22 protein-coding genes are annotated in these 21,271 nt (G+C 55.5%); 3 read left to right on the top strand and 19 right to left on the bottom strand.

What is annotated here, in order from left to right:
• Positions 1–4 precede the first annotated feature (4 nt).
• Positions 5–829 carry an ABC transporter permease gene (locus CMR03_RS04415; RefSeq protein WP_063880311.1) on the top strand — a complete coding sequence of 275 codons (825 nt, stop codon included), beginning with the start codon at positions 5–7 and terminating at the stop codon, positions 827–829.
• A 390-nt stretch (positions 830–1,219) separates the two neighbouring features.
• On the opposite strand, the gene yfcD is transcribed toward CMR03_RS04415, so the two are convergent.
• A complete protein-coding gene (gene yfcD / locus CMR03_RS04420; protein WP_096010891.1) occupies positions 1,220–1,744 on the bottom strand; it encodes an NUDIX hydrolase YfcD in 525 nt (174 codons plus the stop codon).
• A 104-nt stretch (positions 1,745–1,848) separates the two neighbouring features.
• On the bottom strand, positions 1,849–2,490 hold the full coding sequence (gene yfcF / locus CMR03_RS04425) for a glutathione transferase (RefSeq protein WP_063880313.1): 642 nt from the start codon (positions 2,488–2,490) through the stop codon (positions 1,849–1,851).
• Between the two features lie 182 nt (positions 2,491–2,672).
• Between yfcF and CMR03_RS04430 the strand changes: the two genes are divergently transcribed.
• On the top strand, positions 2,673–3,572 hold the full coding sequence (locus CMR03_RS04430; protein WP_096010892.1) for a TIGR01777 family oxidoreductase: 900 nt from the start codon (positions 2,673–2,675) through the stop codon (positions 3,570–3,572).
• A 33-nt stretch (positions 3,573–3,605) separates the two neighbouring features.
• On the opposite strand, the gene CMR03_RS04435 is transcribed toward CMR03_RS04430, so the two are convergent.
• The 3 genes from CMR03_RS04435 to dalD form a co-directional block, all read right to left on the bottom strand.
• The gene (locus tag CMR03_RS04435; protein ID WP_096010893.1) at positions 3,606–4,883 is read right to left on the bottom strand and encodes an MFS transporter; all 1,278 of its coding nucleotides are present in this window, start codon (positions 4,881–4,883) and stop codon (positions 3,606–3,608) included.
• A gap of 74 nt (positions 4,884–4,957) precedes the next feature.
• Positions 4,958–5,242, bottom strand: a complete 285-nt coding sequence (locus CMR03_RS04440) for a hypothetical protein (protein WP_128604140.1) — start codon at positions 5,240–5,242, stop codon at positions 4,958–4,960.
• A 20-nt stretch (positions 5,243–5,262) separates the two neighbouring features.
• A complete protein-coding gene (dalD, locus tag CMR03_RS04445) occupies positions 5,263–6,654 on the bottom strand; it encodes a D-arabinitol 4-dehydrogenase (RefSeq protein ID WP_096010895.1) in 1,392 nt (463 codons plus the stop codon).
• Positions 6,655–6,847: 193 nt separating this feature from the next.
• On the opposite strand from dalD, the gene CMR03_RS04450 reads away from it, so the two are divergent.
• On the top strand, positions 6,848–7,798 hold the full coding sequence (locus CMR03_RS04450) for a sugar-binding transcriptional regulator (RefSeq protein WP_096010896.1): 951 nt from the start codon (positions 6,848–6,850) through the stop codon (positions 7,796–7,798).
• Positions 7,799–7,803: 5 nt separating this feature from the next.
• Here CMR03_RS04450 and hisP read toward each other — a convergent pair whose 3' ends face one another.
• From hisP to pdxB, 14 genes are all read right to left on the bottom strand, one after another.
• Positions 7,804–8,577, bottom strand: a complete 774-nt coding sequence (gene hisP, locus CMR03_RS04455; protein ID WP_063880319.1) for a histidine ABC transporter ATP-binding protein HisP — start codon at positions 8,575–8,577, stop codon at positions 7,804–7,806.
• Positions 8,578–8,585: 8 nt separating this feature from the next.
• Positions 8,586–9,302 (bottom strand): ABC transporter permease, encoded by a 717-nt coding sequence (locus CMR03_RS04460; protein ID WP_063880320.1) that lies wholly within the window; start codon positions 9,300–9,302, stop codon positions 8,586–8,588.
• The gene (locus CMR03_RS04465; RefSeq protein ID WP_063880321.1) at positions 9,299–9,985 is read right to left on the bottom strand and encodes a histidine ABC transporter permease HisQ; all 687 of its coding nucleotides are present in this window, start codon (positions 9,983–9,985) and stop codon (positions 9,299–9,301) included. The genes CMR03_RS04460 and CMR03_RS04465 overlap by 4 nt, the downstream gene beginning before the upstream one ends.
• 170 nt (positions 9,986–10,155) lie before the next feature.
• Positions 10,156–10,938: a lysine/arginine/ornithine ABC transporter substrate-binding protein ArgT gene (gene argT / locus CMR03_RS04470; RefSeq protein ID WP_096010897.1), complete on the bottom strand. Its 783-nt coding sequence runs from the start codon at positions 10,936–10,938 to the stop codon at positions 10,156–10,158.
• Between the two features lie 270 nt (positions 10,939–11,208).
• Complete coding sequence (locus tag CMR03_RS04475; RefSeq protein ID WP_063880323.1) at positions 11,209–11,778, bottom strand: UbiX family flavin prenyltransferase; 570 nt, start codon at positions 11,776–11,778, stop codon at positions 11,209–11,211.
• 101 nt (positions 11,779–11,879) lie between these two features.
• Entirely contained in the window at positions 11,880–13,397 is a 1,518-nt protein-coding gene (gene purF, locus CMR03_RS04480; protein ID WP_063880324.1) for an amidophosphoribosyltransferase, read from the bottom strand.
• A 37-nt stretch (positions 13,398–13,434) separates the two neighbouring features.
• The gene (cvpA, locus tag CMR03_RS04485; protein WP_026021019.1) at positions 13,435–13,920 is read right to left on the bottom strand and encodes a colicin V production protein; all 486 of its coding nucleotides are present in this window, start codon (positions 13,918–13,920) and stop codon (positions 13,435–13,437) included.
• A 264-nt stretch (positions 13,921–14,184) separates the two neighbouring features.
• Positions 14,185–14,976 carry a cell division protein DedD gene (gene dedD / locus CMR03_RS04490; RefSeq protein ID WP_096010898.1) on the bottom strand — a complete coding sequence of 264 codons (792 nt, stop codon included), beginning with the start codon at positions 14,974–14,976 and terminating at the stop codon, positions 14,185–14,187.
• The gene (gene folC / locus CMR03_RS04495; protein ID WP_096010899.1) at positions 14,966–16,234 is read right to left on the bottom strand and encodes a bifunctional tetrahydrofolate synthase/dihydrofolate synthase; all 1,269 of its coding nucleotides are present in this window, start codon (positions 16,232–16,234) and stop codon (positions 14,966–14,968) included. The genes dedD and folC overlap by 11 nt, the downstream gene beginning before the upstream one ends.
• A 91-nt stretch (positions 16,235–16,325) precedes the next feature.
• Entirely contained in the window at positions 16,326–17,240 is a 915-nt protein-coding gene (gene accD, locus CMR03_RS04500; protein WP_063880327.1) for an acetyl-CoA carboxylase, carboxyltransferase subunit beta, read from the bottom strand.
• A gap of 161 nt (positions 17,241–17,401) precedes the next feature.
• Positions 17,402–18,052, bottom strand: a complete 651-nt coding sequence (locus tag CMR03_RS04505) for a DedA family protein (RefSeq protein WP_063880328.1) — start codon at positions 18,050–18,052, stop codon at positions 17,402–17,404.
• A 25-nt stretch (positions 18,053–18,077) separates the two neighbouring features.
• Positions 18,078–18,881 (bottom strand): tRNA pseudouridine(38-40) synthase TruA, encoded by an 804-nt coding sequence (gene truA, locus CMR03_RS04510; RefSeq protein ID WP_096010900.1) that lies wholly within the window; start codon positions 18,879–18,881, stop codon positions 18,078–18,080.
• Positions 18,881–19,891, bottom strand: coding sequence for an aspartate-semialdehyde dehydrogenase (locus tag CMR03_RS04515; protein WP_063880330.1), 1,011 nt, complete (start codon positions 19,889–19,891; stop codon positions 18,881–18,883). The genes truA and CMR03_RS04515 overlap by 1 nt, the downstream gene beginning before the upstream one ends.
• Before the next feature lie 107 nt (positions 19,892–19,998).
• Positions 19,999–21,132: a 4-phosphoerythronate dehydrogenase PdxB gene (gene pdxB, locus CMR03_RS04520; protein ID WP_096010901.1), complete on the bottom strand. Its 1,134-nt coding sequence runs from the start codon at positions 21,130–21,132 to the stop codon at positions 19,999–20,001.
• Positions 21,133–21,271: the final 139 nt, after the last annotated feature.

The raw sequence follows: 21,271 nt of genomic DNA on the forward strand, positions 1-21,271 counted from the left end.
AATGATGAGACAACAAGGTTCAACGTTGCTGCGGGTCTGGCGCTACCTGTTTAATTTCTACGGCGCAGCAGCACTGCTGTTTTTGATTGTGCCTGTCCTGGTCATCGTGCCGCTGTCATTTAACGAAAGTTCGTTTCTGAGCTATCCGCTAAGTGGCTTTTCACTGCGCTGGTATGCGGCCTTTTTTCACTCGAAGGAGTGGATCGGTGCGCTAATGAACAGCCTGCTGGTTGCCCCACTGGCGACGCTGTTGGCCAGCGTCCTCGGGGTGCTGGCCGCTATGGGCCTGGTACGCGGTGAGTTTCGCGGAAAAGCCCTGGTGATGGCGATCATTATCTCTCCCATGGTTGCGCCCGTAGTGATCATCGCCGTTGGCATGTTTTTCTTCTTCGCCAAACTGTCACTGCTGAACAGCTATCTTGGGCTGGTACTGGCCCATGCGCTGCTGGGCGTGCCCTTTGTGGTGATCACGGTGGTTGCCGTGCTGAAAAGTTACGACACGAATCTGACGCGGGCCGCCGCCAGTCTTGGTGCCTCGCCGCTGCTGGCGTTTCGTAAAGTCACCCTGCCGCTGATTGCACCCGGCGTATTTTCCGGCGCGTTATTCGCGTTTGCGACCTCATTTGATGAAGTGGTCGTGACGCTATTCCTTGCCAGCCCAACGCAGCGGACATTACCGATTCAGATGTTTGCCGGTATCCGCGAAAATCTCGATCCCACCATTGCAGCGGCCGCCACTATCATGATTGCGGCTTCGCTTTTATTACTGATCGTGATGGAAGTGCTGCGGCGGCGCGGGGAAAAGATGCGCCAAGCGCAACCGGCTTAGATCACCCTCAGTATAAGGGTGCGCATTGTACCACCGCCCACGCGGTTAACCGGTGGGCGGTGGTACGATCTGGACAGTGCGCATCCTGCCGCTGTCAGCCTGACAGGCGCACAGTCACAGCAAGCGCTGAACCGGCCCTGCGCCTTGTCATCGTCCGGTGAAGGTGAACCGCACCGTTGACCCATAACCGCTTTCCTGTTCTGACAGGCCGACTAGCATAAATCCCCTGCCCGTTTCTTGCGCGCAAGGTGAATGGACGGCGTGGCCCTGACAACGCGACTGATGGCTAAAAGACGGGGAGCTGATAATCAGGCGGGAATGCGGCGGCGATTAAAACAGAGGGCTAGCTTTGCGAACGGCCATGACCGCGCGCAAAGCTAACAGAAGGTATCAGTGACTGTTTTCGTTGTTACGACTCAGCCATAAAGATAAGGCTTTAAGCGAATCATCGGTAAACTCATCACAGCGCGCGGTGATTTCATCCGGGGTCATCCAGAAGATTTCATCCACCTCTTCTTCCTGCATGGCAAAGGGGCCGTGCGACACGCAACTGAATAAGCCGCCCCAGACGCGGCAATGCTCATCTTCAAAGTAGAATTTGCCATGTTCTGCAAAGGGAACATCCGCAATGCCCAGCTCTTCTTCGGCTTCGCGTCGCGCAGATTCCAGCATGTCCTCGCCACTCTGCACCACGCCACCGGCAGTTGCATCCAGTTTACCCGGCATAAAATCTTTGATTTCAGTACGGCGCTGAACCAGTATTTTGCCCATACCGTCATGAACCACGATATAAGTTGCGCGGTGACGTAAGCATTGCGCGCGCATCTGCGCACGCGTAGCCTGTGCAACGACTTCATTCTCTTCGCTTACGATATCGACCCATTCGATTTCGCCACCAGCAATGTGATCCACCATCCGTAACCCTTTCCTGTTTAGCGTGTCTTTATGCACGCGCTGTTTGCCACGTTTTTATCAGTCGTAAGGTAATCACTTATGACGGGTTGAGCAAGCGCCGATCGCTAGCGATTTTTGCCGCTTTCCGCTAACCATAACTGGACTGATGCTCGCTGCCATTGAAACTCGGCATAATGTTGTAAACGCGCAGGCAACGTATCACCATGCAGCGCCAGTCGATTAAGCATGACAGCCAAATCGGTATCTGCAATGCACCACTCACCAAATAAATTTTGCTGCCGCTCCGGTAACAGGCGCTGTACGGCGGCGATCAGTTTATCCGCCGCTTCCAGTGCCGCAGGCGACAACGGCGCAAAGTGCTCTCCCGCAAACAACACCTCGGTAGGACGCTCCTGGCGAATCGGCATCAGATCGCTGCGTAGCCAGGCCTGAATTTGCCGGGCGCGCGCACGTTTCTCGCGATCTTTGGGATAAAGACGTTCGTACTCGGGGGCGGCAAAACGCTCCTCAAGGTATTCGCAGATCGCCGAGGATTCACTCAGCATAAAGTCATCGACCTGTAAGGTCGGCACACGGCAGGTTAACGACAGATCGCGGTAGGTTTCCGCACGCTGCTGGTTTTGCGATAAATCGAGACGCTTTACGCTAAAAGGCACCCCTTTTTCGCTGAGCGCAACATAAGCCGACATGACATAAGGACTAAAGAAAGATGAATCTGACCACAGGGTGATGGAAGGGTAATTCATCTGCTACCTCGAATGGCTAAAAGGGGTGCCTCATGTTTACCGACTTTTATTTCTGAAAACAACCAGGCGCTGGTCCGATGTTTGGGGTCAACTCGCTAAATTACGAAGCGGCTCACGCCACACGGGTACGACTCTTCTATGATGAAGTAAGCAAAAAATAAAAAATCAGACGGAGCCGCACTATGCATATCTTAATCACCGGTGGAACCGGGCTTATTGGCCGCCATCTTATCCCACGTTTACAACACTTCGGTCACGAGGTTAGCGTGGTCACCCGCGACGTGGCCGCCGCACGAGAAAAGCTGGGGGAGGATATCGCGCTCTGGTCAGGCCTGGCGCAACAGCAGTCGCTTGACGGCATCGATGCCGTCATTAACCTGGCCGGCGAACCCATCGCTGATAAACGCTGGACCGAGGCGCATAAACAGCAGTTGTGCGAGAGCCGCTGGCAAATCACGGAACGCATCGCCTCACTGATCAATGCCAGCACCACACCACCGCGCGTCTTCATTTCGGGATCGGCGACGGGCTTTTATGGCAACAGTGGCGACGTCGTATTAACCGAGGATGATCCCGGCCAAAATGAGTTTACCCACGAGCTGTGTGCCCGCTGGGAGCAGTTGGCGCTGACCGCTCAAACGGAGCGCACGCGCGTCTGCCTGCTGCGAACCGGCGTGGTGCTGGCGCGCGAGGGCGGCGCGCTGAGTAAAATGAAACTGCCGTTTAAACTGGGTATCGGTGGCCCTATCGGCAGCGGCAAACAGTATATGCCGTGGATTCATATTGATGACATGGTCAATGGCATTATGTGGTTGCTGGACAATGACGACTGCAGCGGCCCTTTTAACATGGTTTCGCCCTATGCCGTGCGCAATGAGCAGTTTGCCGCCACGCTGGGCGAGGTGATGCACCGCCCTGCTTTCATGCGCACCCCAGCCAGTGCCATAAAACTGATGATGGGTGAATCTTCTGTGCTGGTGCTGGGCGGGCAACATGTGCTGCCCAAACGGCTGGAGGCGTCGGGTTTTCGCTTCCGCTGGTATGAGCTGCAGGACGCGTTACAGGACGTGGTAAAAAACTGAGCGACAGAGGGGAGCATGGCGCTCCCCTGTCGTTTACTGAGACGTGACGGCGGGTTTTGACTTCACCCTACGCAGCGCGCCGTGATTCGGTTGCGGGACGCGAATGATAAACGTCAGCACACCGGCAAACACATACAGACCGGTGTACGCCCAGACCACGCCGACGATATCAAAAAACGGCAGCATCACCGAGGCGATCGCGGGCGCGACAAAATTGCTCATGCCGGCAGACAAGTTATATACCGAAACGGCCGCGCCCTGATGATGCGGCTCCAGCGTGGGGAAAACCGCCGTCATCGGCACAAAGGCCGCAACGAAAATCCCCAGCATCACGGCGGGAATAAGGGCGACCAGGAAATTGTGACCGGCATAGACAGGCAGGTAGTAGAACGCCAGGCTGGAAACGGCCATTCCCAGGCAGCCAAACCAGCGTACCTGGCGAATCCAGCCAATACGTTCGCCCATGATGCCCCAGAAAATATTGGTAAAGATGGTCACAAAGAAGAACACCGCCCAAATTTGTAGCCACTCCGACAGGGTAAACCCAAGGCGGTCCACAAACAGCAGCGGCATGATGATGGCAAAGCCAAACAGCGACAGTGTGTTAATGATGCGGATAAGGCAGGCATAAAACACATGCTGGTTGGTGAACAGGATGGTCACCGCTCGCGACATCTCCGTCATTTTTTCCCGCAGAGGCAAGTTGACGCGAGAACGATCGACCGGCACGTTGCGCAGGCTAAAGTACGCCAGCAAGCCGCCGCAGGTGACCCAGCCAATCGCCAGCCATAATGTGCCGGTTTCACCAACGGAAGGGATAATCAGGCTTGGCAGATAGCTTCCCACTACGCCGATCCCCACTGAATACATCGCCCAGAACCAGCCCGTGGCGGCAGCCAGCCGTTCCCGTGGCAGGACCTGCACCAGCAGCATCATGAATGAGTAGATAAACAGCGGATAGGCCAGACCACGAATACCATAGAACAGCACCATGAGCGGATAATTACGCATCCCCAGTCCCAGGCTCATAAACAGGGCATGCATGACCACCCACAAAATAAAACCAATCAGCATGGCGCGCTGCGGGGTAATCAGCTCCGCCACCACACCTGACGCCCATGCCGCCAGCGCCACGGCTAAACCGTAAAAGGTGAACACCAGCGCCGACTGGCCTGGCGTGAACCCCATATCGGTAATATGGCGTGACAGGAAAGCCATCTCGAAGCCGTCACCCGCCATAAAAACGGCAATAGCCACAAATCCCCAGATCAGATGTTTGGGCAAGCCAAACCAGTACGCAGTAGAGTGCATGACGATGGTCCTTCTCTGTTCGGTTACAGGTTAATCAGGTCAGCAAGCGAGACTGACATGGTTGACGGTAGAGCTCACGGCACTGTGTAAGGCGGCGCTAAAGCCTCTGGTCCTGGGCAGACAACGCCAGGATTCGGCACGTTGAGGTACATTTGCGCGTCCGCCCGCTCATGACCCGCCGCATTGACGAGAGGTATAACGATGGTCAGCGCCAGCATCGCGACGTTCAGGCAACTGCGCGTTACCCGCTTCATGGGCTCTGCTCTGCCCGGTGCGGATAAGATGCGGCATGTTCCGATGCCACATTGCTGCCGTGATTTCACCATCGGCGCTTTTAGCGCTGAGCGGCCAATATCCATAGCCAGAACCTGTCATCTCCCTACACCACGGCAAGAGGTTGCTCTGGCTGGACCAACCATGTTTCCAGCCCGGCCACGGTCGCGGTCAGCCGCGCATGAAAATCGTCAGACGCGGCCAGCTCACCAAACAGGGAAGACTGGCTCATATACGCCGCCAGCGGATCGGTGCGGGCAAACCACTGCTGAATCACGTCGGGTTGCAGCACGCCATCCTGATAGTCATAGGGCAGCTCGCCCCGGGCCCAACGCTGCAAAAACAGATAGAACAACGCGGGTAGTACCAGGCTGGCGGCTGGCGGCGTGCCGCGCCGGTAACATTCCTGCAAGGTCGGCGTCACCATCGCGGGAATTTTTGACAGGCCATCCGCCGCCACACGTTGGTTGGTGTCTTTGATCCACGGGTTACTGAAGCGAGACAACACCACATCCCGATAGTCCGCCAGGTCCAGCGGGCTGGGAGAGAGGGAGGGAATGACATCCTGAGAGACGTATTCCCAGGCCATCTGATGGATGGCTTTCTGTCGGGTGCTTTCATCGATGTAAAGCAAGCCGATAAGGGTTCCCGCCCAGGCAATTGCACTGTGGGTGGCGTTCAGGATACGGATTTTGGCTTCTTCCCAGGGCAGCACCGAGTCCACCAGCTCGACGCCAACCTGCTCCAGCGCCGGACGTCCGGCAATAAAATCGTCTTCAATGACCCACTGAATAAAGGATTCCGCCATCACCGGCACCGCATCATCTTTACCTGTCGCGGCCTGAACCCGCTCAGCGACATCTGCCGTGGGGCGCGGGGTGATACGGTCAACCATGGTATTTGGCGATGTCGTCTTCTCGCGTACCCACTCGGCCAGGCGATCTGCGCCCTTCGCCGCCAGGAAAGCTAAAAAGCCCTGGCGAAAACGTTCACCGTTATGACGCAGATTGTCGCAGTTCAACAGCGTTACGGGTGCACCGCCGTTGGCAACACGTGCCGTCAGGATGCGCACCAGCGCGCCATACAGCGTCCGTGCCTCGCCGTTAAGATCCGCACGGATATCGGGCTGCTGCAGGTCCAGTTCATGCTCCGGCGTTAAATAGTAACCGGCTTCGGTCACGGTAAACGCGATCACCCGGGTTGCCGGATCGGCACCCTGCCGCACCAGCGCGCTGATCTCTTTGTCCCACGGCAGAACCTGACGAATCGAGGTGATGGTTTCGTAATCGCGATCGCCTTCTGGCGTGACCGTTTCCAGCACATATTCGCCTTGCTGCGCAGCCAACTGCGTGAGTAACGGCGTGGCATCATCGCGGATATTTCCCAGGGCGATATGCCAACGGCTGTCGCCCTGCTGCATCAGTCGATGCAGATACCATGCCTGATGAGCACGATGGAACGAGCCTGCGCCGATATGCATCCAAACTGACGTTGTCATCACGACCTCTTTAAGCATTTGTTTAACTAAAGGGCATTTGCCCGGATACACATATGTTAATCAGAGGTTACGTCGATGTACTGTGATTAATTTCACATTTAAAACATTCGCCCAGAAAATGCGCTTTTGCCCGAATAGGCTTTTCGCCGCATTGCGCGATAAAATGGCGGTTCACAGAAGATGGAATGCCGGAATGAACAAAGAAGAGAAGAAACAGGAACTCGCCGCGCGTGCTGCCTGGATGTATTACGTCGCGGGCTTAACGCAGCAGGAGATCGCCCGGGCGCTGGGATTGTCGCGCCAGGTTGCCCAGCGCCTGATTTCAGGGGCGCGTGAAATGGGAATGGTCAGCGTGAAGATCGATCATCCTGTCACGCACTGCCTGCGTCTGGCGCACGATGTGCAGGAAAAATTTGGCCTGCAGCATTGTCGCGTCGTGCCCTCCGGTGGCCTTGACGACGACGCCATACAGCAGATGCTGGCGGTGGAAGGTGCAGAGGTGATGTCACAGTTTATCAATGACGATCAGCCGCAGGTGTTTGGCATTGGATCGGGCAAAACGCTGCGTGCCATTATCGATGCGCTGCCCTGGGTGGAACGCCCTCAGCACCACTGTGTTTCCATGATTGGCGCGATTGCCCGTGACGACTCGGGCACCCGCTATGACGTGCCACTTAAGCTGTCTGAAAAAATGCAGGGCAAGTATTTCTTCATCCCCGCGCCGCTGTTTGCTGACAGCCCGGAAGATAAGCAGATGTGGTGTCAGCATCAGGTCTATCAGCGCGTGGTCGATCGTGCACTGCAGGCGCATGTGACGTTTCTGGGGATCGGGGAAGTTAACCCCGGCTGCCCACTGAATGCGGAAGGCTTTATTACTGACCGTCAGGTGCAAGCGCTGAATGCGCGCGGCGTTGTCGGGGAAATGCTCGGCCACTTCTTCAATCAGCAGGGCGAACGCGTTCTGGGGGAAACCGACGCGCTGTTAACCAGCGTGACGCTGGAAAGCCAGACGACGCGCAATATCATCGGCTTTGCCGGTGGTGAGCGAAAATATGCTGCCATTCAGGCTGCGGTGAACGGCGGCTGGATATCGGGCCTGGTGACCGACGAAACCACCGCCATGCGCCTGCTGAATGACAGGTAACTCAACTACTTCAGCGATCCCTTAAGGAACTGCTGTAAGCGTGGGCTTTTCGGGTTACCGAATAATTCCGTCGGGGGTCCCTGCTCCTCAATTTTTCCCTGATGCAGGAAAATCACGTGGCTGGAAACGTGACGGGCAAATTCCATTTCGTGCGTGACCACCACCATGGTTTTGCCCTCTTCGGCCAGTTTCTGCATGATGCGCAGCACCTCACCGACCAGTTCGGGGTCCAGAGCAGAGGTGGGCTCATCAAACAGCAGCACTTCCGGCTCCATCGCCAGTGCGCGGGCAATCGAAACGCGTTGCTGCTGACCACCGGACAGGTGTACGGGATATTTTCCCTGCGCCCGCTCATCAATGCCGACCTTGTTCAGATAGGTAATGGCGCGTTCGCGTGCTTCGGCTTTACTCAGCCCCAACACCTGAATCGGCGCTTCCATGACGTTTTCCAGCACGGTCATGTGGCTCCACAGGTTGAAATGCTGAAAGACCATCGTCAGACGGGTACGAAGCAGGCGCAGCTGCTCCTTGTCTGCCACTTTTAACTGGCCATCCGTATCGCGCACCAGGGTAATGGCGGTGTTGTTGACCACAATGGCGCCTTCGCTCGGTTTTTCGAGGAAGTTGATACAGCGTAAAAAGGTACTTTTCCCTGAACCCGACGAGCCAATAATACTGATGACATCGCCCGCATTGGCGTGCAATGACACGCCTTTTAATACTTCATGTTCACCGTAATGTTTATGCAGGTCGGTGACGCTTAATTTGTTATCAGCCATAGTCTTACTCAATGCGATGAAGAAGGTTTCACGTGCGCCAGCCAACGACGTTCCGCAAGACGAAACAGGCTAATCAGCACATAAGAAATAATCAGGTACAACACGGCCGCAATGCCGAACGCGGTAAAGGGCTGATAGGTTGCCGCGTTAATGTCCCTGGCGATTTTCAGCAAATCTGGCACGGTTGCGGTAAAAGCCAGAGCGGTTGAGTGCAGCATCAGTATGACTTCATTGCTGTAAACCGGTAAGGCCGTGCGCAACGCAGAAGGCAAAATAATGCAGCGATACAGTTTAAAGGTGGAAAAACCATAGGCCCGCGCGGCTTCGATTTCGCCGTGTGGCACAGCACGAATCGCACCGGCGAAAATTTCCGTGGTGTAGGCGCAGGTATTCAGGGTGAAAGCCAGTAACGTACAGTTCAGGCCGCTACGGAAAAACGCATTCAGCAGCTCCGTGCCTTTAACGATTTCCAGCGTATACATGCCGGAGTAGAACACCAGCAGTTGCACATAAAGCGGCGTACCGCGAAAAACGTAGGTAAAGAGCCACACCGGCAGGCTGATAAAACGATTCGGTGACACGCGCGCAATCGCCAGCAACACCGCCATGCAGCCGCCCAGCACGACCGAGACAATCAGCAGCCACAGGGTAATGGCTACGCCGGTGAAGCGATAACCGTCTGTCCAGAGCAGCGCTTTCCAGTATTCGTGAAGAATCTCGATCATAGCTCCGCCCTCTTCACACCGACCGTGTAGCGGCGATTGAGCCACCAGAGAATGCCGTTAGATAAGGTGGTAAAGACCAGATAGATCACACCGGCTACGATAGCAAAATAAAACGGCTGCCATGTGCTTTTGCCAGCCAGTTGCGTGGCTTTAACCACATCTTCCAGACCTAACAGGGAAACCAGTGCGGTGGCTTTCAGGATCACCTGCCAGTTGTTACCAATGCCGGGCAGCGCATAGCGCATCATCGCCGGAAACAGGATTCGGCGGAAAATCTGGGAACCGGTAAAACCAAACGCCGTGGCCGCTTCGATTTGCCCTTTTGGCACCGCCATAAAGGCACCGCGGAAGGTTTCGGTAAAATAGGCGCCATAGATAAACCCCAGCGTAATGATGCCCGCAACCATGGGATCGATATCGAACTGGGCCAGTCCGAGCGCATCGGTGAGATGATTCAGCGCAATCTGCAGACCGTAGAAGATCAGCAGCATCAGAACGAGGTCGGGCACGCCACGAATCAGCGTCGTGTAGCCCTCAAAAATCAGGGACAGCAGGCGATTACGCGATAGCTTCGCGCCAGCACCAATCAGACCCAGGATCACCGCCATCAAGACTGAACTCAGCGCGAGCTCAAGCGTGACCAGCGTCCCTTTTAAAATGACATCAGAATAGCCATACAACATGGAAAAAAGTCCTGTCGTGGGGTGGAAACGACGCGGTGCCCGCCCTACAGACGGGCCGCGTTGCTTCTGTTAACACATAAACGATAACGCACAACGTTGCCCCGGCCAGACAGGCTGGGGCAACCAGAGGCGAATCCTGTTATGCGAACAGCAGAAGCGAAGACGACAGATCAGTCACCGTACACGTTGAAAGTAAAATATTTCTTCGCAATTTTGTCGTAGGTACCGTCTTTACGCATAGATTCGAACGCTTTGTCGATGGCCGCTTTCAGCTCGGTATCATCTTTACGCAATCCCATGCCGGTGCCGACGCCAAAGATTTTATCGTCTTTCACTGCCGGGCCTGCAAACGCATAGCTCTTGCCAACCGGCTGTTTCAGGAAGCCTTCGGCAGCCTGAACTTCGTCCTGGAACGCAGCATCGATACGACCAGCGGTCAGATCCTGATACACCAGATCCTGGTTAGCATAAGGCGTGACGGTCACACCTTTTGGACGCCAGTTCTGATTAGCATAGGTTTCCTGGGTGGTGCCCTGCAGTACGCCGATATTTTTGCCTTTCAGCGACTCAGGGGTGGGTTCAATTTTTGCGCCTTTAGGCGCCACTAAACGCGCATTGGCGGCATAGAGCTTGTCAGAGAACGCAATTTCTTCCTGACGCTTAGCGGTGATAGACAGCGAGGAGATGATGGCGTCGATTTTCTTGGCTTTCAAAGAGGGGATCAGCGCATCAAAGTCGCTTTCTACGTAAGTACACTTGGTATGAATACGTTTACAGATTTCGTTAGCCAGATCGATATCAAAACCGACCAGCTGTCCTTGCGCGTTTTTCGACTCAAACGGCGGATATGTTGGGTCAGTGCCGACACGAATCGAGGTCGGTACTGCTGCAAATACGCTGGCCGCACTGGACAGGCCCAACATTAAAGAAAGAGCCAGAACACGCTTCTTCATAGATTACCCTCAAGTAAAATGCTTATTGTTATGTGGTGCATGATGTGTGTTTGCGACTAACACTGCCTTTTTCTGTGCATGTTTCATGCCAGTTCTGCAACGTTACCGCCTGCCCAGCCAGCCGTTTAGCCACGAAAAGGCTGGGTTTGTGAATGGAATATATCAGTGATGTCGCAGAGAAAAAGCGATGTTGTGAACTTTTAGTTCAGGAAATGCAGGAACAGTGATCGCTCCCGCGTTTCTGCACCAAAGAAGTGCGGAAGAAGAAACTTATGCACCTTGCCAGCGCACAAATAAATCCTGCGGCAGTTCAATATCAAACTGGTCGATAACCCGATTAACGGTCTGATCGACCAGTTGATCAATGGTGGTGGGACGGTGATAAAAGGCAGGTACCGGCGGCATAATGATGGCCCCCAGTTCAGCCGCGGTGGTCATCATCCGCAGATGACCAATATGCAGCGGTGTTTCACGCACGCACAGCACCAGCTTGCGCTGCTCTTTCAGCACCACATCCGCAGCACGTGTCAGCAGCGAGTCGCTGTAGCTATGCACAATACCGGACAGGGTTTTCATCGAGCAGGGCAGAATCACCATTCCCAGCGTTTTAAACGACCCGGAGGAGATGCTGGCGGCAATATCGCGCACATCGTGAACCACATCGGCCAGCGCCTGGACGTCCCGCAGGCTGTAGTCGCTTTCCAGGCTCAGCGTCTGACGTGCTGCCTGACTGATGATCAGGTGCGTTTCCACATCGCTGACCTGCTGCAAAACCTGCAACAGCCGGATGCCAAATATCACGCCGCTTGCACCAGAAATACCAATAATGAGTCGTTTCATCGTTCAACCTTGCAGTGGCAAAGCGCACCATAATAGCGCAGACCGGCAGAAAACACAGAGGGCGGGATAAGTCCCGCCCTCTTATTTGCATTCAGGTTAGCTTAGCCTTCGTTATGCAGCTCAAGATTTTCCACTTCATTTTGACGGGCAATGGCTTTTGCGTCGTCATTACGCAGGGATTCCAGATATTCAAGATAGCCCTGATCGACGTCTTTCGTCACATAAATACCGTTGAAGACGGAACACTCGAACTGAACGATATCCGGGTTTTCTTCCCGTACGGCTTCGATAAGGTCATCAAGGTCCTGAAAAATCAGCGCATCCGCTTTGATGATCTGGCGAATTTCTTCTACTTCACGACCGTGGGCAATCAGCTCGGTCGCGCTTGGCATATCGATGCCATAGACATTGGGAAAACGCACTTCCGGTGCGGCAGACGCAAGGTAAACCTTTTTCGCGCCCGCTTCACGAGCCATCTCGATAATCTGCTCAGAGGTGGTGCCGCGCACGATAGAGTCATCAATCAGCAGGACGTTTTTATCGCGGAACTCAGCACGGTTAGCGTTGAGCTTGCGGCGAACCGCGCTGCGGCGCAGTTGCTGACCCGGCATGATAAAGGTGCGGCCGACGTAGCGGTTTTTAACAAAGCCCTGACGGTAAGGCTTATCGAGGATACGTGCAATTTCCAGCGCGGTATCCATTGAGGTTTCCGGAATCGGAATCACCACGTCGATATCCAGATCTTCCCACTCGCGGGCAATCTTCTGGCCCAGCTTGGTGCCCATACGGACGCGGGCGCTGTAGACCGAAATCTTATCCAGGAATGAGTCCGGACGGGCAAAATAGACGTATTCGAACAGGCAAGGATTGTTTTTAGGATTTTCGGCGCACTGACGGGTAGAAAGCTGTCCCTGCTCAGTGATATAGACCGCTTCACCCGGTGCAACGTCACGGATGAATTCAAAACCCAGGGTGTCCAGCGCCACACTTTCAGACGCCACCATGTACTCGGTACGGCCATCGGCAATGACGCGTTTGCCCAGCACCAGCGGACGAATGCCATTAGGATCGCGAAAGGCCACCATACCGTGACCGATAATCATCGCCACCACGGCATACGCGCCACGAACCTGCTGGTGCACCGCCGCAATGGCGGCGAAAACGTTGTCGGCTTCCAGCGGATAGTGCTGAAAACGATCCAGTTCCTGAGCAAAAATATTCAGCAGAATTTCAGAATCTGAGGTGGTATTCACATGACGGCGACCCTTTTCGAACAGGCGTTTACGCAGTTCATGTGCATTGGTCAGGTTGCCGTTATGGGCAAGAGAAATACCGTACGGCGAGTTGACGTAGAACGGCTGTGCTTCAGAAGCGCTGGAGCTGCCCGCGGTAGGATAGCGTGCGTGACCAATCCCCATGTTGCCTTGCAAACGTTGCATATGACGCGCTTCGAAGACGTCGCTGACCAGACCATTCGCCTTACGCAGACGAAAGCAGTTCAGCGCATCGATGGTACAAATGCCTGCGGCATCCTGCCCACGGTGCTGGAGCACCGTTAACGCGTCATAGATCGACTGGTTGACCGGCATGAAACCGGTGATACCGACAATACCGCACATGTTGTCATTTCCTCATTAAGCCGTACGCCCGGTGGCCTCACCGGGGCAAAAAACTCGACGTGCTTTTCAGGTAGTCAAAAAACCACCTGATTATAGAACTGAACTCGGGAATAAGTTGAGACTGCTGCCAGTCCGGGCTCTTCGAAAAGCCCGTGAATGTATCAAGGAAGAACAGCAAAGCGGCCACGATGAGCACACCACGCAACGCCCCGAAACAAACGCCTAATACCCGATCGGTTCCCGACAGGCCGGTTTTCTCAACCAGCGAGCCGATAACGTAGTTCACGATTGCCCCCACAATCAGGGTCGCGATGAACAGCACCGCAATCGCGATTCCGTTACGAACCAGTTCGTCGTCAAAACCTGTGAACCAGACTGCAAGGTAGGCATAGTAATGACTGGCGACAAAAAACGCGCATCCCCAGGTAACAAGAGATAAGGCTTCGCGGACAAACCCTCGAACCAGGCTGACCAAAGCCGAAAAACCAACTACCGCAATAATGACGTAATCAATCCAGATCATGAACTCTTCCAGCGCCAGTGCCATTGCACCCCTGCTTCCAGTTCGGGGCGCATTCTAACAGAAAAAGAAAACGTTTGCGTAGGGGTTTTCAGGTTCTGCATCCATAAAAAAGGCGATGAAAAAATCCGTCTTCGCCTGTGTCATTATTAACCCATTAACAGGTTGAAAAGTGGTTGCTATTCACGCCTGAGCCGCTCCCGGTGTCCCCGTTCCCGCGGCGAAAGGCGCTGCCTGTTAATCTTATCGGCAGCACCAATCAGCGGTTTAACGTGCGCTGTAAGATTTTACGACGCCGCTTAAGCCCGACACGTTTTTCAGCTCAGCCACCGCCGCCTGCATTTTGGCTTTTGAAGCGTCCGGCCCGACATAAATACGGGTGATTTGTCCCTGTACCGGCGTGGACGGCACCGTATAAGCCCGGTAGCCCGACAAGCGCAACTTCGCGACGATTTCATTGACCTTACTGGCATTTTTCAGCGCACCCAACTGCACGACATAGGCCTGACCGGCAGGCTGAGTCTCTTTAGGCTGCTCTGCTGGGGCGGACTTTTCCGCAGGCTGAGATTGTTCTGCCGGTTTGGTTTTTTCAACCGGCTTAGCCTGTTCAACCGGCCGGTTTTTTTCCACCGGTTTGCTCTGCGGCTGCTCTGCCGATTTCGGTTTAGCCTGTTCAACCTGTTTGGGTCGGGTTGGCTCCACCGGTTTGGCTTTCGGGGTGGTCGTGGCCGTCGACGAATGTACCGGCGGCGGCGATACCACGCTCGGCTCGCTGCTGTGCTCTGGCTGACTGCTGCCCTCGGTGGCGTCAGCGTCATCCGCATCAGGATGGCTGACAGCACTGCCCGCGCCCGCTGGCGGCTGCGCAGGAAGCGACTGCGTAACCGGCGGCACCATTTCGCTGTCCTGCTGATCATCGGGTTTGGGCACCAGAGGGATCGCGGCAAACTCTTCTTTGTAATGCTTTTTCTTACCATCCAGCAGCCCCGGCAATACGATTACGCCGACGGCTACCAGAATAACGGTACCGACTAAACGGTTTTGAAACTTACTCGCCACGTCCTTTCTCCGTTTCAATCGATTCCATGACCTGCGCGACCGTCAGGAAAGAGCCACAGACCAGAATGATATCCTGCGGTTCCGCCTGCTGGCGCGCCTGTTGCCAGGCCTGTTCAACATCCGCGAACGCCTGAGCGGAGGTCACGTGCGCCATGAGTTGTTCCGCGCTGGCACCGCGAGGGCCATCAAGCGGCGCGCAATACCAGTTGTCCACCTGAGGTGACAGCGCCGCCAGCGTGCCAGCAATATCTTTATCGTGCAGCATGCCAACGACCGCATGTACCCGACCTGACTGCGGCAGCGCCGCAAGTCGCGAGGCCAGATAGGCTGCGGCGTGGGGATTATGGGCAACATCCAAAATTACGCGAGGTGATTCGCTGATCGTCTGGAAACGGCCGGGCAAAATCGCCAGCGGCAAATGCGCACGGATTAGCGCCTCGCTGACTTTCAGCCCTGAAGCGCGAAGCGCCACCAGGGCGGTAGCCGCGTTAGGCAACGGCACCTGAGGCAGAGGCAAATCACTCAGCTCGCCTTGCGCATCGCGCAGTGACCAGCTTTCTGCCTGCTGCCGGTACTGCCAGTCGCGCCCGTGCTGCATTAACACCGCGCCTTTTTCACGGGCGACTTCAGCAATGGTGGCGGGCATATCCGGTTCACCGACGACCGCCGGTTTAGCCTGGCGGAAGACACCGGCTTTTTCCCGACCAATACTGTTACGATCCGGGCCAAGCCAGTCGGTGTGGTCCAGCGCAATACTGGTAATGACCGCGACGTCCGCATCGACAATGTTGGTCGCATCCAGCCGACCGCCCAGCCCGACTTCCAGAATGACCACATCCAGCTTTGCCTGCCTAAACAGGTTAAGCGCCGACAGCGTGCCAAATTCAAAATAGGTCAAAGAAATCGTACCGCGACCCGCTTCAATGTCGGCGAAACTGGCGCTGTGTTGGGCTTCACTGAGTTCCTGCCCCTGAACCCGGACACGCTCGGTGTAACGCACAAGGTGCGGTGAGCTGTAAACCCCGACCCGATAACCGGCGGCCATCAGTAGGGTTTCCAGAGTGCGACAGGTGGTGCCTTTGCCATTCGTGCCCGCAACGGTAAACACGAAGGGCGCAGGCTTAAGCAGGTCCAGACGTTGCGCCACCAGGCGAATACGATCCAGGCCCAGTTCTATCGCCTGAGAGTGGAGGTGTTCAAGATAATAAAGCCACGTGGCCAAAGGCGACGTGGCTTGAGGAAGGTGAAGATTGTCCATATGTCCCGTTTTGCAAATTTATACCCGGTGAAAGCCGCAAGGTATACGGTGCATTGGTGGAAGGCGCGACCCGCGCGCCTTCGGTCTCCTGTCAGGCCTCGTTGCTCTCCGGGTCGGTCGTCGCAGGTGCGAACGCTTCACCGTCGTGCAGCGGTGCTGGCAGATTCATCATTTTTGCCAGCAGACTCGCCAGTTTATAGCGCATTTCAGGACGACGAATGATCATATCAATCGCCCCTTTCTCAATCAGAAACTCACTACGCTGGAAGCCCGGCGGCAGTTTTTCACGCACGGTCTGCTCAATCACGCGCGGACCGGCAAAGCCGATCAGGGCTTTAGGTTCGGCGATATTCAGATCGCCCAGCATCGCGAAGCTGGCAGAGACGCCGCCCATGGTTGGATCGGTGAGGACCGAAATATACGGCAAACCCCGCTCCTGCATTTTCGCCAGCGCGGCGCTGGTTTTGGCCATTTGCATCAGCGACATTAACGCTTCCTGCATACGCGCCCCGCCACTGGCAGAGAAGCAGATCATCGGGCAGTTATCTTCCAGCGCCTGCTCCACCGCCCGCACGAAACGTGCGCCAACCACAGAACCCATTGACCCGCCCATAAAGGCGAATTCAAAGGCGGCTGCCACAACCGGCATACCGTGCAGCTGACCTTTCATCACAATCAGCGCATCTTTTTCATCCGTGGCTTTCTGTGCAGCCACCAGCCGATCTTTATACTTTTTGGAATCCCGGAACTTCAGCAGGTCCTTGGGTTCCAGTTCGCTGCCCAACTCGACCAGCGTGCCCTGATCGAGCAGGCTCGCCAGGCGCTCACGGGCGTGCATGCGCATGTGGTGGTCGCACTTAGGGCAGACCTCAAGATTACGCTCCAGCTCGGCACGATAAAGTACCTGGCCACAGCTGTCGCATTTCGTCCACACTCCTTCCGGAATATTGGCACGACGTGCAGGCGTAATGTTGCTTTTATTAAGAATGCGTTCAATCCAGCTCATTGATGACCTTTCTGTTAAAAACTGACCTGGTCCAGTCGTCTCGATACTGCTGAAAACCGCTTCAGCAGACGGTAAATGTCGCTCATTAAACCACAACCAATTAAGACTGTGGATAAAAATCTGGTCTTACCCCTGAGCAATGCCGCTGCTCAGGGTGGATTTTACTGCTTAGCCTGGCGGCGATGACGCCAGATTTCAATCACACCCGGCAGAATCGATACCACGATGATCCCGAGGATAAGCAGCTTAAGATTTTCCTGCACCACAGGCAAATCGCCAAACAGATAACCCGCATAGGAGAACAGCAGCACCCAGGCCAGCGCGCCGGTGACGTTAAACAGCGCGAAGTGGCGATAGGACATGTGCCCCATTCCGGCGACGAAAGGCGCAAAGGTGCGCACGATAGGCACGAAGCGGGCCAGAATAATGGTTTTCCCCCCGTGACGGGCATAAAACGCATGGGTTTTATCGAGATAGCTGCGGCGGAAAATCTTTGAGTCTGGGTTACTGAACAGCCGTTCGCCAAACAGTTTGCCAATGGTGTAGTTCACGGCATCCCCAAGAATAGCGGCAATGACCAACAGCGCCACCATGAGATGCACGTTGAGATCGTTACCCGGCAACGCGGCCAGCGCCCCTGCCACGAACAGCAGCGAATCCCCTGGCAAAAACGGCGTCACCACTAATCCCGTTTCGCAGAACAAAATCAGGAATAAAATGGCGTAAATCCAGATGCCATACTGCGCTACTAATTCGGCCAGATGCACGTCAATGTGCAGAATAAAATCGACCACAAAATGGATGAACTCCATAACGATCCCTTGTACGTAAGGTTAATTAATCCGCGAGGAACAATGGCCCCATCGCCGGCTGTGGTAAAGCAAAATGCGCGGGATAATCCACCGCAACCAGATAAAGCCCTTCGGCTTTCGCCGTCGCCGCTGCCAGGGTACGGTCTTTGGCGGCCAGCAGTTCAGCCATCCAGGATTCTGGCTGATTTCCACAGCCAATTTCCATCAGACTTCCGACAATATTGCGCACCATATGGTGCACAAAGGCATTCGCTTTGATGTCGACAATCACATAAGGCCCCTGACGCGTGACATTAAGGTGCATCACATTGCGCCACGGCGTTCGCGACTGGCACTGCACGGCGCGAAAAGACGTAAAATCATTCTCGCCCAGCAGGCACTGACCGGCACGCTGCATCTTTTCCACATCCAGAGGATAGTAAAAGTGCGTCACACCGTTGCCCAGAATCGCCGGACGTAGCCGCTGATTGTAAATCAGATAACGATAGCGCCGGGCCGTCGCGCTAAAGCGGGCGTGAAAGTCATCCGGCACCGCCTTTACCCAACGCACAGCGATATCATCAGGCAGGTTGGCGTTGACGCCTAACGTCCAGGCCGCATCGGCACGCGGCGCCACGGTTTCAAAATGCACCACCTGTCCGGTGCCATGGACCCCGGCATCGGTGCGGCCGGCACAGAATACGCTGACCGGATGGTCAGCCACTTTCGACAGCGCCCGCTCCAGCTTTTCCTGCACGCTGCGCACTTCCTGCTGACGTTGCCAGCCATAGTAACGGCTGCCGTCGTACTCAATGCCCAGTGCCAGTTTTTTTGTCTGACCTTCTGACATCAGTACATGTACTCCTGGACCAGCTTCTCAGCGGTTTTTACGGCCATCAGCGCGCCGCCGAAACGAACGTTGTCCGCCACTGACCAGAACTGCAACAGCTCCGGAATGCCGTAATCATTACGTACACAGCCGATGCTCATTTCATCGGTGCCGGAGGCATCCGTGACCGGCGTCGGCACCTCGGCCTCTTCACTCAGACGAATATCGGCCGCCAGTGCCCATTCTGCCCTCGCCTCTTCGGCTGACAGCGGGCGCAGGTTTTCAATGTGGACAATCTGCGCATTGCCATAAAACACCGGTGCCTGAATGCTGCTGACGGCAACCGGCAACCCGTCGTCCTGTAACACTTTACGCACCTGATCGACCAGGCGACGCTCGCTTTCTACGCTGCCTTCGCTGTCCGCCTGCTGCGGCAGAAGGTTAAAAGCCAGCTGGCGACCAAAATGGTGCTCGTCAGCGGGCACGCCGTTCAGCAAACGTGCACTTTCCCCTGCCAGCGCATCCACGGCCGCTTTGCCGTGCGTGGAGACAGAGATCAGATTCGTCACCTGTAAACGGCCTAAACCTGCCGCATCGACCAGCGGTTTAATCGCCGTCAGCAGCTGGCTCACCAGATTATCTGCCACGCTGATGATATTGCGATTACGGTAATCCGCCAGCACCTGGGGATTGACGTCCGGCACCACCAGCGGCACGTCCGGTGACAGGGCAAACAGCTCACTGCTGTCGATAACCAGGCAGCCTGCACTCGCCGCTTCTTCTGCATAGCGTTCTGATGCCTCGCGACCGGCAACAAAAAAGGCCAGTTGCGCCTGTGACCAGTCAAACTCCGCCGCGTTTTCGACCCGAACAGAACGGCCTTCGAAACGTTTAATTTCACCGGCACCGTTATCGCTCGCCAGCAAATACAATTCACCAACCGGGAACTGGCGTTGAGCCAGCAGTTCCAGTACAGCGTTCCCTACTGCGCCTGTTGCGCCAAGTAGCGCAATATTCCAGCCGTCAGACATGTTGGTTTACCTCAGACAATGACATAAAAACAGAAGGCGGTGATGTCACCGCCCGGGGATTCAGAATTATCCCTACCTTCACCCGCCGTTCACGCAGGCGGAACCAATCAGGTTGAGGATAATATGGCGTTAAAGCCCAGTTGAATAAGCAGATCAGCGGTGGCCTGATCATCACAGTTCACCTGTAATGATGACCATTCACGACGCTCTTCATACTGTTTGCGCAGGCGGTCAAACTCGCCCGGTTTTGCCGCCACTTTTCGTAGTGGCGCATCATCGCGGCGCACATCATACACCAGATGCACTAACCGTTTCAGCGTTGGCTGATCGAGCGGCCCATTCAGACGGATCTGGCTGAATTCCGGCGTGGGTAACAGGCTGCCGAGCGGCACCTGCTGCGGTTGCCCAATAAAGTCGCACCAGGCCTCGAAAACCTGGGTAGTGCCGCGCGCTTTGCCTTCCAGGGTATAACCGGCAATGTGGGCTGTGGCGATATCAACCTTATCCAGCAGTGCCAGGGAGAGATCCGGCTCCGGCTCCCAGACGTCCAGCACCACGCTCAGATCGTGGCGCATGTTCAGCACTTCCAGCAGCGCGGCATTATCGACTACCGGGCCGCGGCAGGCATTAATCAGAATGGTGTCAGGCTTCAGGGCCATCAGTCGCGCAGCATCCGCCAGATGCCAGCTCTTGTAAGGGCCAGATTTAAACAGTGGCGTATGAAACGTCAAAATATCGGCCTGCTCAACCAGCGTATCGAGCGAGTGAAAATCCCCTTCGTCCCCACGGTCAGCCCGGGGTGGATCGCACAGCAGCGTTTTCACGCCCCAGGCTTCCAGGCGTTTCTGCAGACGGCTGCCCACGTTACCCACGCCAACAATGCCTACGGTACGATCGCGCAACAGGAAACCGTCGCGTTCAGCCAGCAGCAGCAAGGCAGAAAAAACATACTCTACGACGGCGATGGCGTTACAACCGGGTGCGGCCGAGAACGCGATGCCCGCCTGCGCCAGCCAGGCTTCATCGACGTGATCCGTCCCGGCCGTGGCCGTGCCCACAAACCTGACAGGTTTATCCTGCAGTAACGCCGCGTTAACCTGAGTGACCGATCGCACCATCAGTCCATCAGCGTCGGCTAATTGCGCTTCGGGTAATGGCCTGCCAGGTACGGCAACCACATCGCCCGTACGGCTAAAGAGTTCACGGGCGTAGGGCATATTTTCATCGACGAGAATTTTCACCACGGCTTTCCTGTGTGTTGCATTTAAGGGCGCTATTCTGGCACAAAAGCCCCGCCTTAGCCTAACCTCCCCATGCCGTCGACCATAAGGCTGGCAGAAGCATGTCAGACAGGCGTAAACTGCCGCGGGTCTGAGGCTG

Origin of the sequence: Pantoea allii, assembly GCF_002307475.1 — a bacterium.
Taxonomy (GTDB): Bacteria; Pseudomonadota; Gammaproteobacteria; order Enterobacterales; family Enterobacteriaceae; genus Pantoea; species Pantoea allii.

What these genes read in the sequence shown, in the direction of transcription:
- CMR03_RS04415 (WP_063880311.1), top strand. Translation starts at nt 5, where the DNA reads ATGAGACAACAAGGTTCAACGTTGCTGCGGGTCTGGCGCTACCTGTTT.
- yfcD (WP_096010891.1), bottom strand. Translation starts at nt 1,744, where the DNA reads ATGGTGGATCACATTGCTGGTGGCGAAATCGAATGGGTCGATATCGTA.
- yfcF (WP_063880313.1), bottom strand. Translation starts at nt 2,490, where the DNA reads ATGAATTACCCTTCCATCACCCTGTGGTCAGATTCATCTTTCTTTAGT.
- CMR03_RS04430 (WP_096010892.1), top strand. Translation starts at nt 2,673, where the DNA reads ATGCATATCTTAATCACCGGTGGAACCGGGCTTATTGGCCGCCATCTT.
- CMR03_RS04435 (WP_096010893.1), bottom strand. Translation starts at nt 4,883, where the DNA reads ATGCACTCTACTGCGTACTGGTTTGGCTTGCCCAAACATCTGATCTGG.
- CMR03_RS04440 (WP_128604140.1), bottom strand. Translation starts at nt 5,242, where the DNA reads ATGGATATTGGCCGCTCAGCGCTAAAAGCGCCGATGGTGAAATCACGG.
- dalD (WP_096010895.1), bottom strand. Translation starts at nt 6,654, where the DNA reads ATGACAACGTCAGTTTGGATGCATATCGGCGCAGGCTCGTTCCATCGT.
- CMR03_RS04450 (WP_096010896.1), top strand. Translation starts at nt 6,848, where the DNA reads ATGAACAAAGAAGAGAAGAAACAGGAACTCGCCGCGCGTGCTGCCTGG.
- hisP (WP_063880319.1), bottom strand. Translation starts at nt 8,577, where the DNA reads ATGGCTGATAACAAATTAAGCGTCACCGACCTGCATAAACATTACGGT.
- CMR03_RS04460 (WP_063880320.1), bottom strand. Translation starts at nt 9,302, where the DNA reads ATGATCGAGATTCTTCACGAATACTGGAAAGCGCTGCTCTGGACAGAC.
- CMR03_RS04465 (WP_063880321.1), bottom strand. Translation starts at nt 9,985, where the DNA reads ATGTTGTATGGCTATTCTGATGTCATTTTAAAAGGGACGCTGGTCACG.
- argT (WP_096010897.1), bottom strand. Translation starts at nt 10,938, where the DNA reads ATGAAGAAGCGTGTTCTGGCTCTTTCTTTAATGTTGGGCCTGTCCAGT.
- CMR03_RS04475 (WP_063880323.1), bottom strand. Translation starts at nt 11,778, where the DNA reads ATGAAACGACTCATTATTGGTATTTCTGGTGCAAGCGGCGTGATATTT.
- purF (WP_063880324.1), bottom strand. Translation starts at nt 13,397, where the DNA reads ATGTGCGGTATTGTCGGTATCACCGGTTTCATGCCGGTCAACCAGTCG.
- cvpA (WP_026021019.1), bottom strand. Translation starts at nt 13,920, where the DNA reads ATGATCTGGATTGATTACGTCATTATTGCGGTAGTTGGTTTTTCGGCT.
- folC (WP_096010899.1), bottom strand. Translation starts at nt 16,234, where the DNA reads ATGGACAATCTTCACCTTCCTCAAGCCACGTCGCCTTTGGCCACGTGG.
- accD (WP_063880327.1), bottom strand. Translation starts at nt 17,240, where the DNA reads ATGAGCTGGATTGAACGCATTCTTAATAAAAGCAACATTACGCCTGCA.
- CMR03_RS04505 (WP_063880328.1), bottom strand. Translation starts at nt 18,052, where the DNA reads ATGGAGTTCATCCATTTTGTGGTCGATTTTATTCTGCACATTGACGTG.
- truA (WP_096010900.1), bottom strand. Translation starts at nt 18,881, where the DNA reads ATGTCAGAAGGTCAGACAAAAAAACTGGCACTGGGCATTGAGTACGAC.
- CMR03_RS04515 (WP_063880330.1), bottom strand. Translation starts at nt 19,891, where the DNA reads ATGTCTGACGGCTGGAATATTGCGCTACTTGGCGCAACAGGCGCAGTA.